Origin of the sequence: Neisseria sp. P0008.S010 (assembly GCF_051962715.1) — a bacterium.
Classification (GTDB): domain Bacteria; phylum Pseudomonadota; class Gammaproteobacteria; order Burkholderiales; family Neisseriaceae; genus Neisseria; species Neisseria elongata.
On record NZ_JBQCVA010000026.1, the window covers coordinates 20988 to 32406 of the forward strand.

Consider the following 11419-nt stretch of genomic DNA (forward strand, 5'->3'; position numbering starts at 1 on the left):
CGGACTCCGTGTGGGATTAAATCAGTTTGGCTGCGACCAGTGCGGCACGTACTTTGGCTTGCCCGCCTTCGGTGAGGGGGATGATGGGCAGCCGGACGTGTGCGGCGCAGACACCGAGTTGTTCTGCAGCCCATTTTGGGGCGGCAGGACTGGGTTCGCAGAACATAACATCGTAAATCGGGGTAAGTTGTTTGTTCAGTTCGCGTGCGCGTGCGATTTCTCCGTTTAGGGCGGCACGGCACATGTTGGCGAAGAGTTTTGGGGCAACGTTGGCTGCCACGGTGATGACTCCATGGCCGCCGCACAGCATGAAGGCGATGCCTGTGGGGTCGTCGCCGGAATAAACGGCAAAGCCTTCCGGCGCATGATTGATTAAGTCGATTTCGCGGCCGATGGCACCGCTGGCTTCTTTAACACCGACGATGTTGGGAATTTCGGCCAGGCACAGGATGGTTTCGTTGCTCATGTCTACCACGGTCCGTCCGGGAACGTTGTAGATAATCATTGGGATGTCGACCGATTCGGCAATGGTTTTGAAATGGCGGTAAATGCCTTCTTGGGACGGTTTGTTGTAGTAGGGGACGACTGACAGGGTGTAGTCCGCACCCGCTTGTTTGGCGGCTTGCGAAAGGGCGACTGCCTCGGCAGTGCTGTTGCCTCCCGTGCCGGCAATGACGGGAACGCGTTTGGCGGTATGTTTGACTACTGCTTCGATAACGGCGGTGTGTTCTGCTACGGAAAGGGTGGCGGATTCTCCCGTAGTGCCGACGGCGACGATGCCGTCGGTGCCGTTGGCAATGTGCCAGTCAATCAGTGTTTCGAGTTGTTGGAAATTGACGCTGCCGTCTTCGTGCATGGGGGTAATCAATGCAACCAAGCTGCCTGTCAGCATAATAAAACCTTTGTAGTGGGTTGGAAAAAACACGCCGATTTTAGCCTAACTTTTGCCAGATAGGCAAAAGGCCGTCTGAAAGGGATTGTATGTTTGATGCGGGACGATGAGCCGTATCGGTGGCGGTATATTTGTTTTCAGACGGCCTGCATGCGGGGTGCAGAGTGTTACTGTTCTGTTTCTTCTGCCAAAAAGGTACGCAGTTTTTGCATGGCTTTGGCTTCTATTTGGCGGATGCGTTCGGCGGAAACGCCGTATTCGGCAGCCAGTTCGTGCAGAGTCAGCCCGCCGTCGTCCTGCAGCCAGCGTGTCTCGACGATGCGGCGGCTGCGGTCGTCGAGTTTGGCCAGTGCGTTTTGCAGGCCTTCGGTTTGCAGTGTGTAGTGGGCTTTGCGTTCGATTTGGCGCGTCGGCTCGTTGTCGTGGTCTGCCAGCCAGTCTATGGGGGCAAAGTTGTCGTCATCGTCGCTGTTGTCTGCCAGCAAGGCAACATCTTTGCCTGTCATGCGTTGTTCCATTTCCAAAACTTCGGAGAGTTTGACTCCTAAGTCGTCGGCAATGGCCTGCGCCTCTTTCGGTGAAAGTGCGGACAGGGATTTGCGCATGCTGCGCAGGTTGAAGAACAGTTTGCGTTGCGGTTTGGTGGTGGCGACACGTACCAAACGCCAGTTGCGCAGGATGAATTCGTGGATTTCGGCCTTAATCCAGTGAACGGCAAAAGAAAACAGTCGTGCGCCGCGATCGGGTTCGTAGCGTTTGACGGCTTTCATCAGGCCGATATTGCCCTCCTGGATCAGGTCGGCTTGGTTGAGGCCGTAGCCGTCGTAGCCGCGGGCGATGGATACAACGACGCGGAGGTGCGAAAGGATCAGTTGTTTGGCGGCCTCTACGTCGCCTCCCATTTTGCGTTCGGCCAGGTTGTGTTCTTCTTCCGGGGTGAGCAACGGGATGCTGTTTACTGTGTGGATATATTGATCCAGGCTGCCGTGTCCGCTGGGGACGGGGAGTGTGGTGATTTGACCGGTGGTCATTAATCGGTTTCCTTGTGGATGCGGGGCTTTTGGCCAGTGTGTAAAGCGGCGTAGTGTACGCTATTTTTCCGCTAAGAAACGCGAGTCGTGGTTAAAATGGTTTTCAGACGGCCTATTTGGTTTATATATATATGATTTTAATATATTTTATTTTTAATGAAGGGTGTGGGATGATGGTGTTTGCAGATAAAGAAACGGCAACGTTTGTGAGACGTTGCCGTTTGGGTACATCAGAATAAATCGTTCAAATCGTTATCAGCCGCGGGTTTGCGGTTGATTGGTTTGACTTCGGTTTCTTCCGTTACCCTGTTGATGGGTTTCAGCTCTTGTTCACCATTGTCTTGATTGGTTCGGGTTGGCGAACCTGTATCGGTGTTTTCATTGGCGGGGCGGCTGCTGGTGTTGTCAATTCTAATCGATGGGTCGGTAGATTGACGTTCTTTGTAGAAATATTCTCCTCCACGCAGTACCAAGCCGGTCGGCACTTTCATGCCTTTACTTTCCTTGCCTTTTAATGCGTGACGCATATATTCCACCCAAACAGGCAGGGCGATGGTGCCGCCATAGCCAGCACGCCCCATACTGCGCGGTTTGTCGAAGCCGATGAAGACGGCGGTTACGATGTCTGGGTTGAAACCGACAAACCATGCGTCTTTGTTGTCATTGGTCGTGCCGGTTTTGCCGGCAATGTCCGAGCGGCCCAGAGACAATGCGCCTCGTGCAGTACCGTATTTGACGACATCCTGCATGATTTTATACATGATGTAGGCATTGCGCGGGTCGATCACCTGCGGTGCGTTCTCCCCGGCGACAAGCGGTTGCATTTGGGCTTTGAGGCGGTCTTGCGAATCATAGATTTTGTCGATGACATACGCAGAAACTTTGTAGCCGCCGTTCGCAAACACAGCATAGGCTTCAGCCATTTGTAAAGGGGTGCTTGATCCTGCCCCAAGTGCCATTGAAAGGTTGGCAGGATGGTTGGACGGTTTGAAGCCAAATTTTTGGATATATTGCTGTGTATAGTCCACACCATTGGCCATCAAGATACGGATGGAAACCATATTTTTAGATTTGGTCAACGCATGGCGCAGTGTAATCGGGCCATCATAACGGCCGTCTGAATTTTTCGGTGTCCAAGGCCGACCTCCCCGTCCTGCTCCGGGAATGGAAAGCGGTTCGTCATTTATTAAAGTTGCAGCTGTCATGCCTTTTGCCAGTGCTGCCGAATATACAAACGGTTTAAATGAAGAACCCGGCTGACGCATGGCTTGGGTGGCTCGGTTAAAATTTTTGCTGTGGAAGTTATAACCGCCAACTAAAGCTTTTACCGCGCCGGTGCGTACATCCAAGGCAACTAATGCGCCCTGTAAGGCAGGTTCTTGGGCGATACGCCATTCGTCGCCTTTGATTCTTTGCAGGCGGATAACCGCACCCGGACGAAGTTGTGCTTCTTCAAGTTTTGCATTGAGGATGGCATTGCGCGCACTTCCCATTTGAACGGGGGTTAAGCGGACGCGGTCGCCTGTTGTGATTTGAGCAACAATGCCGGTGTTTTTTGATGCTTCAATAATGACGGCAGGTTCCAGACCATCGACAGCATGCATGGTAGATAGGTATTTGCCGACGATTTCTTCAAGATCTTCATCACTGTCTTTGCCTAGTTCCAAATAACCCTCGGCACCACGATAAGCGCTTCCCCGATCAAAGCCGCGTAAAGTTTTGCGTAATGCATTGGTGGCAATGCGTTGGCTTTCGGTATCTACCGTTGTATACACTTTAAAGCCTTGCGTGTAGGCATCTTCTCCATATTTCTCGTAGAGTTCCTGTCGTGCCATTTCCGCGACATACAACGAAGTTTGGTCGATATCTTGGACATGTCGTTCGTAATGCAGCTCTTGATTAAAAGCCGCATTTTTTTCAGCAGGAGTAATCATACCGAGCTCAACCATATTATTGAGTATGTATTCTTGTCGTTGTTTTGCCCGTTTCGGATTGACTAGTGGGTTGGCAGCAGAAGGGAATTTGGGTAAACCTGCCAACATTGAGGCTTCTGCTAAATTCAGTTCTTGCACAGGTTTATTGAAATAAACCTGTGATGCGGCGGCAAAGCCATATGCACGCTGCCCCAAATAAATTTGGTTGAAATAAAGCTCTAAAATCTGATCTTTAGTTAAAGATTGTTCTATTTTGTAAGCAAGTAAAGCTTCGTTAAATTTTCGTGTGAAAGTTTGTTCGTTGGTCAGGTAAAAGTTACGGGCGACCTGCTGTGTAATTGTACTGGCGCCGGAACGAACTCCGCCTGAGCGTAGATTCCCCACCATTGCACGACCTACACCAAATACATCTACTCCCCAATGCTGATAAAAGCGTTTGTCTTCCGCAGCAATCACAGCATCTTTTAATACTTGAGGAAACTCTTTGATTTCGGTGAATGCCCGCCGTTCCTCACCATAAGAGCCGATTAATTTTCCATCGGCAGAGTAAATGGTTAGCGGCATTTTAGGTTGATAGTTTTGAACTGCATCTAAGGCAGGTAATTTCGGGTAGGTAATCAAGACAGCAATCGCCAATAGACCAATAGCGAAAAGAACCAGTCCGACAAGCAAACCGAATAGCGTGGTGAGAAATTTTTTAATCATGACTAAGTAATATTTACCCAAGAAGGCATTAAATAAAGTAAAATGGCTTTAACGTTTAGACAGGGCAGTAAATTAATTACTGCACATTCGTATCAACCGCTTACGGAAGCCGATATTGTAACCAATATTACATGGCAGGGAAATTAGTTATGCGTTTAACAAAAAATGGAAAAAATACAAAAAGTAAAGCTTCGTCAGGCTTTTCTGCGCGAGGTGCCGTCGGTATAGATGTTACTCAGAATGCCATTAAAATGGTTTATCTGTCTGGTCGTAATTTAAATCAAGCTCAGGTGGAGAAGTACTCGGTGGTTCGTTTTCCTAAAAACATCATAAAAGGAAATCGGATACTGGATTACGATCAACTCGTCTCATATTTGCAACATGCATATAACCAATTAAATACCAATAATCGCAATATTGTTGTTGCAATGCCTCAGACGCTCACAACTATTGAAACAGTTTCGTATAGTGCAAAAGATACTGAAATGGATTTGGAGGATTTTGCAGAATTTGAAATAGCTCAGCTAGTACCTCTGGAGGAGGTTAATTATGATTATCAGGTTCTAGGCAATAATGGTAATTCCTCTCAAAATAAGCTGTTGCTAGTTGCTTCTCGAAAGGAAGATATTGAGCCTAGATTGGAAGCGTTTGATAGCGCTAATTTGACTCCAAAATTTTTGGATGTTGATATTTTCGCTCAAGCGAACGCCTTTAATTATTGGTTGAATGATCAATCTCCTGAGTTGCAAGGAGAAAAGGTTGCTGTTGTCAATATTTCGGAAAGTGAAATGTATTCTCTTATTATGCAAGATGGTCAAATATTGTATAAGCAGGAATCACCATTAGGAGGGGAGCAGCTAAATCAATTGATTCAAAGGACTTATCAAGTCAGTGAAGAGCAAGCCCAGGTAATGCAAGGAGGAGGGGATAGGCCTGCAGATTATCAGGTTCAAATTTCTGATAGATTTAATGTCCAAGTCGCTCAAGAAATTCAGCGGGTTTTGCAATTTTACTATACCACGCAAACTGGGGAGCAATTCTCAAATATCAAGCATATTTTCTTGACTGGTGCAGTATCTGCTCAAATTGGATTGACAGAGGTTATTTTTTCCCAAACAAATACTGCTGCTGAATGTATTAATCCAATCAGTTGTTTACAGTATGGAAAACAAGTGGATGCAGCTGAATTGCATCAGGACGGATTGGGTTTAACGGTTGCATTCGGTTTGGCTTTAAGAGGGTTGTAAAATGATGAACTTAATTAAGATAAATCTTTTGCCGTATCGGGAAGAGTTAAGTCAAAAGAAAAAGCAAAAATTTAATGTTATGATGGCTGCTTCAGGATTAATTGGAGTTGGTCTGTCAGTAGTAGCTTTTGTGGGTATCAATCAAGCAATTTCTACTCAAGAAAGTAGAAATTCTTTTTTAGAAGGTGAAATTAAAACACTAGATAGAGCAATAGCAGAAATAGCTAGTTTGAAAGCAGAAAAGGAAGATTTCCTGGCAAAAAAACAGAAGGTAGAAGAGCTACAAAGTAAACGTTTTGAAGGTGCTCAGATAATTGACACATTGAATCAGCTTATACCAGAAGGAGTCTTTCTCATTTCAGTATCTTCATCTGATGAAAAGAATTATGAAATAAAAGGCAAAGCTTCTAGCGATAATCGAATCGCAATGTTTATGAAATCATTACCTTCTACAATGTTGTTCGAGCAACCGGAACTTTTGGAGATCAAAAAAACCGATAATGGTCAGGATTTTGTTATTAAATCGGATTTAATTACCCCAAAAAATAAAATTCTTGATGCTGGAGCTGGAATAGCAATTGATTCTGCATCATCAGAATCTGCATCTAGTGCATCGGCAGCAATACCTGCTGAACAAAATGCATCAAATGGAGGAAGATGAAATGGCAAATAAAGATTTGGACTTGAAGAATCTACATGAATTAAATGATCCATTAAAATATGGATTGGCCTGTTTGCTAATTATTTGTATATTAGGTTTGGGGTATATATTCTTTTTCAAAGATCAGTTAGCCGAATTAGATGTTGCTAAAGAAAAAGAAATAAGCTTAAAAGAAACGTTCCGGCAAAAAAGTATACAAGCTGCTAATTTAAATAACTTGAAATTAGAGCTAGAGGCACTTCGAGCCTCATTTAATCAATTATTGAAACAGCTGCCAACAGATAAAGAAATACCTAATTTAATTCAGGAGCTTCATCAAGCTGCTTCAAAAAATGGTTTGCAACTAAGTGGACTATCTCCACTTGAGCCAGTGAATGATGGTGCAATTCAACGCCTTCCGTATAATCTTTCAATTAGTGGTCAATATGACCAAGTATCTAAATTTGCGCGCGATATAGGTGAGTTATCCCGTATAATTACCTTGAGTCAGTTGAATATAAAGAAAGATGATAAAACTGGTTTAATCACTTTAGATGCTATCGCAAACACATATAAAGCTCGTCCTGCTGCAGATCTAGAAGCGGAGCGCAAGCAACTTGAGGCAGCATCTGCCTCTGCAGTTCAGTAAGATAATGGGGATGTTAAAATGGTCAAAAAACTTTGTTTGTTATCCAGTATGTTACTACTGACAGCATGCGATGCGGAACCAGGCGATCTTCGCGAATGGGTTAATGCAACAAAAAAAGAGGCTGAGGGAAAGTTTACTCCTGTAGATATTCCTCAAGGGGCACCTCAGTTGACTTATACTCCTCCTGTGCAACCAACATTAGATGCGTTTAATAGTAAAAGGTTGAGTACTAATCAAAATGCTGTTAACGCTCCAGATTTGAATAGACCAAAAGAAGTATTGGAAGCTTTTGGACTAGATAGTATGAAATATGTTGGTTTGTTTAACCAAAAAGGTAAGACTTCAGCTTTTGTTGAGGTTGATGGTCACGTTTATACTGTAGGGAAAGGTAATTATATTGGCCAAAACTATGGACGCATCACTAATATAAGAGCTGACGCGATAGACATAGCAGAATTAGTTGAAGATGCTTATGGTAATTGGACTTTCCGTCAAACTGAATTAATATTGAATGATTCAAATCAGGCTAAAGATTAGAATTTAAGGGGTTAGTATTATGAAAAAATTAGTAGATATTAAAGTTTTTCCAATTTTAGGAATGTTATTAGCTGTACAATCTGTTTTTGCAGGCAATATTACTGATATTAATGTTTCGGCATTGCCAAATAATCAGAAAATTGTCAAAGTAAAATTTGATAAAGATACTATTTTGCCTATTAATTCTATAGCAAATGAATCTTCTTCTCGTATTATTTTAGATTTTCCATCTACTGGCGTGACATTACCTCAATCTACATTTGAATATGCAGATTCATTATTAGGCCAGATTGCAGCAGTAAAAAATGGGAATAATGCTCGTATATTATTGGGATTGAATAAGTCAGGGCGATATAAAGCAGAAATTAAAGGTAAAGAAGTCTGGATTTATATCAATGAAGCAACATCCTTCAGAAATGCAACTTTAAGCTCTCAAATTATAAATAATAAAATTTCAAGTTCTGAAGTTTCTGCAGTCACAGTTGATTTTAGAAAATCAGGACAATCGAACGGTAGTATTGAAATCTTGACTGGCAAATTTCAGGGTAAGCCAGAAATCAAACAAAATAATAGTAACTTAACAATTACATTAAAAAATTACCCTTTACCTGTGCAAGCTCAGCGTAATTTGGATGTAAGTGATTTTAGCACTCCTGTTCGTAATATTGTCTTAAAACGAATTGGTAACGATACTCAAGTAGTTATTAAAAATCAGGGTGCATGGACTCATAATATTAAAACAATGAATGATCGAATGGTTGTTGAAATAACTCATAAATCATCGGTTGAGAGCTCAGGTTTACCTTCTAATCAAAATAAATCGTTTAAAGGTAATAAAGTTTCTTTAGATTTTCAGGATGTTGATGTCCGTACGGTATTGCAGATTCTGGCTAAAGAGTCTGGCATGAATATTGTGGCCAGTGATAGTGTTACAGGAAAAATGACATTGACTCTTAAAGATGTTCCTTGGGATCAGGCACTAGATTTAGTAATGCAGGCTCGTAACTTGGATATGAGAAAAACGGGTAATGTTATTAATGTGGCACCTAGAGAAGAGTTATTGGCTAAAGATAAAGCGATTCTAATTCAACAGAGAGAAATTGATGAGTTAGGCCCTTTATATTCTAGAACATTTCAATTGAAATATAAAAATGTAGCGGAATTCCGTAAAATACTAAAATTAGATGAGAACAATAGTAGCAACAATAGTAATAATAATAGCAGAACGATTCTGAGTAATCGGGGTAGTGCGCTAATCGATCCTGCTACTAATACTTTAGTTATTACTGATAATACCTTTGTACTGCAGAAGTTTGAAAAGTTAATTACGGAGTTGGATGTTCCTGCACGGCAAGTAATGGTTGAAGCTAGAATTGTAGAGGCAGAAGATGGGTTCTCACGTCAATTAGGGGTTAAGTTTGGATATGCGGGCTCAAATGGTAAAAATAGTTGGGGGAGTAACTGGGCTAATGCTGGTGCTAACCGTAATAGTTATGTAGATAAGCAAAGAACTCTTGCAAATTGGATTAGAAATCCATCCCAAGATATTCCGGCATTGCCTGCATGGACTGTTGATCCAAATGTGAATTTACCTACAGCTGCTGCTACGTCAAGTATTGCTTTGGTTCACGCGTTATCTTCAGGTGCCCTTGGGTTAGAGCTATCTGCACAACAGGCACAGAATAAGTTGAAAATAGTTTCAACTCCTCGTGTTTTAACTCAGGATCGCAAAGAGGCAATAATTGAATCGGGCACTGAAGTTCCATATCAAGAAGCCACTTCAAGTGGTGCTACATCTACATCATTTAAAAAAGCAGTATTAGGAATGACTGTAACGCCTAATATTACTCCTGATGGCCAGATAATTATGGATATTAAAATTAATAAAGATTCAGTAAATCCAGGTTGTGGGTCTACTGATCCTTGTATAAATACTCAGCGTTTAAATACTAATGTTATGGTAGAAGATGGCGGAACGTTAATTTTGGGTGGTATTTATCATGAGGAAAACTCAGAAGGTGTAAGTAAAGTTCCATTATTAGGAGATATTCCAGTTGTTGGAAACTTGTTTAAGTCAAAAACTAGATCCGATAAGAAAACGGAACTTTTAATTTTTATTACTCCTCGTATTGTTGATAATATCGGTAGCAATTTGAGATATTGATCTGTTATTAATGAGTTTTAAATAGCCTAAAGTCTGTTTAAATGCAGGTTTTAGGCTATTTTCTAATCTTGGGCTAATATGCAGAGAAAATAGTACGGTTATCCATTAGTGTTACAAGAAGATATTAAATTAGATCTTGTTCTATATGAACTAGAGATATCTACTTTTGAATTAATATAACCCTTATGTAAAAAGCTATTTAAGTTACTACAAATATAACGGATCCATTCAGTTATTTGTTACTTTTAATGCATTTTCTAATGAGCTACATGTAGCTATTTTGCTTGGCGTACAATAATCAGTATGTCAAATTTCTTTTGTGTGATGCCATAGATTATTTACTTATGGTACGAATTTTATATTATAAAATGGGGGAGGTCTTAGATAACTAGGACAAATCTTTCTTTACTAGTTGTTTTAAAATAGAGATTTGAACTTTTATCTCACTGTTGTTAAAACGCCATTCACACTCCTTCAAATACAACTCAAAACGCTCTTTGGGAATGCCATTAAACTTGCGTAAATAAAGTTGTTGTTTTAGTATTCGGCACAGTAACGGTGTAAACCTTGTCATTTCACTTCAACAGCCCGAATACGGCAACTTTGCCGGCAGCGTCGCGACCGCGTTTGCCTTTGCGTTACCCTCCAAAATAACTTTCATCCACTTCTACTTCTCCGTCAAACATTTCCAAATGCGGACTGTTTTGATAGATAAGCAAACGTAAACGATGAAAATAATAGGCAGCGGTATTTTTATTGACACCGACCAACTCTGCTGCCGTTCTTACAGTTACGCCTGCAACAAACAGCTTAATGAGCTTATTTTGTTTGTACCAACTTAGACGACTTTTTTGCATAGGAATAATTCTAATTTAATTTGAATTTCCCTAGTTATCTAGGACAGCCCCTTATAAATTTGTCTATTCATATAACAGCATGAAATAGCATGGTAATGCCGCTCATTTGTTTTACCCGTTGTATGCACAATAATATCGGTTAAAGATTCGTATTGCAGTCCCCAAACTAAAGGTAAGGCGAATGAATCATCTGTATCCTTGTGAAAGGGCAGCATGACAATTTTCTTCTCAAAAAGTTGGAGTATATTAGCAAAAAGAGACCTTTGCAAAAAGCCCTTCCCCCGACATCCGAAACCCAAACACAGGTTTTCAGCCGTTTTCGCCCCTAATTGCTCCTAATTTTACCCAAATGCCCCCTTAATCCTCCCCTGATACCCCATAATCAGGCATCCGGGCCACATTTTAAGCGGCAACAGGCGCACTTAGCCTGTTAGCCGCTTTCAACAGGTTTAAACACATCGCCTTCAGATGGCTTTGCGCACTCACTTTAATCAGTCCGAAATAGGCTGCCCGGGCGTAGCGGAATTTACGGTGCAGCGTACCGAAACTCTGTTCGACCACATAACGGGTCTTCGACAAATATCGGTTGCGTTTGGTTTGCGCTTCCGTCAGCGGACGGTTGCGGTGGGCTTTGCGCATAATGCCGTCCAGTAACTGATGTTCTGAGACCTTTGCAAAATCCCCCCAAATCCCCTAAATTCCCACCAAGACATTTAGGGGATTTCTCATGAGCACCTTCTTCCAGCAAACCGCACAAGCCATG

Annotated in this window: 8 protein-coding genes and 2 pseudogenes; 5 read left to right on the forward strand and 5 right to left on the reverse strand. The window is 42.3% G+C overall.

Going from position 1 to position 11419, the window contains the following annotated elements; genetic code table 11:
• Window positions 1–16: 16 nt before the first annotated feature.
• From dapA to ACTHSL_RS07905, 3 genes are all read right to left on the reverse strand, one after another.
• Entirely contained in the window at window positions 17–892 is an 876-nt protein-coding gene (dapA, locus tag ACTHSL_RS07895) for a 4-hydroxy-tetrahydrodipicolinate synthase (protein WP_440380993.1), read from the reverse strand.
• A gap of 167 nt (window positions 893–1059) precedes the next feature.
• Window positions 1060–1923 (reverse strand): RNA polymerase sigma factor RpoH, encoded by an 864-nt coding sequence (gene rpoH / locus ACTHSL_RS07900; RefSeq protein ID WP_070452866.1) that lies wholly within the window; start codon window positions 1921–1923, stop codon window positions 1060–1062.
• 230 nt (window positions 1924–2153) lie between these two features.
• Complete coding sequence (locus ACTHSL_RS07905; RefSeq protein ID WP_440380988.1) at window positions 2154–4562, reverse strand: penicillin-binding protein 1A; 2409 nt, start codon at window positions 4560–4562, stop codon at window positions 2154–2156.
• 149 nt (window positions 4563–4711) lie between these two features.
• On the opposite strand from ACTHSL_RS07905, the gene pilM reads away from it, so the two are divergent.
• Genes pilM through ACTHSL_RS07930 form a run of 5 tightly spaced genes read left to right on the forward strand, consistent with a single transcriptional unit; the run spans window position 4712 to window position 9799 of the window.
• A complete protein-coding gene (pilM, locus tag ACTHSL_RS07910; RefSeq protein WP_440380989.1) occupies window positions 4712–5809 on the forward strand; it encodes a type IV pilus assembly protein PilM in 1098 nt (365 codons plus the stop codon).
• A 1-nt stretch (window position 5810) separates the two neighbouring features.
• On the forward strand, window positions 5811–6470 hold the full coding sequence (locus tag ACTHSL_RS07915) for a PilN domain-containing protein (protein ID WP_440380990.1): 660 nt from the start codon (window positions 5811–5813) through the stop codon (window positions 6468–6470).
• 1 nt (window position 6471) lies between these two features.
• A complete protein-coding gene (locus ACTHSL_RS07920; RefSeq protein WP_049252880.1) occupies window positions 6472–7098 on the forward strand; it encodes a type 4a pilus biogenesis protein PilO in 627 nt (208 codons plus the stop codon).
• 18 nt (window positions 7099–7116) lie between these two features.
• Window positions 7117–7635: a pilus assembly protein PilP gene (locus ACTHSL_RS07925; RefSeq protein WP_440380991.1), complete on the forward strand. Its 519-nt coding sequence runs from the start codon at window positions 7117–7119 to the stop codon at window positions 7633–7635.
• A 19-nt stretch (window positions 7636–7654) separates the two neighbouring features.
• Entirely contained in the window at window positions 7655–9799 is a 2145-nt protein-coding gene (locus ACTHSL_RS07930; protein ID WP_440380992.1) for a type IV pilus secretin PilQ, read from the forward strand.
• Between the two features lie 388 nt (window positions 9800–10187).
• On the opposite strand, the pseudogene ACTHSL_RS07935 reads toward ACTHSL_RS07930, so the two are convergent.
• A pseudogene (locus ACTHSL_RS07935) lies at window positions 10188–10656 on the reverse strand (transposase).
• Between the two features lie 402 nt (window positions 10657–11058).
• Window positions 11059–11325: pseudogene (locus tag ACTHSL_RS07940) on the reverse strand (transposase); the annotation flags it as partial.
• Between the last annotated feature and the right edge of the window lie 94 nt (window positions 11326–11419).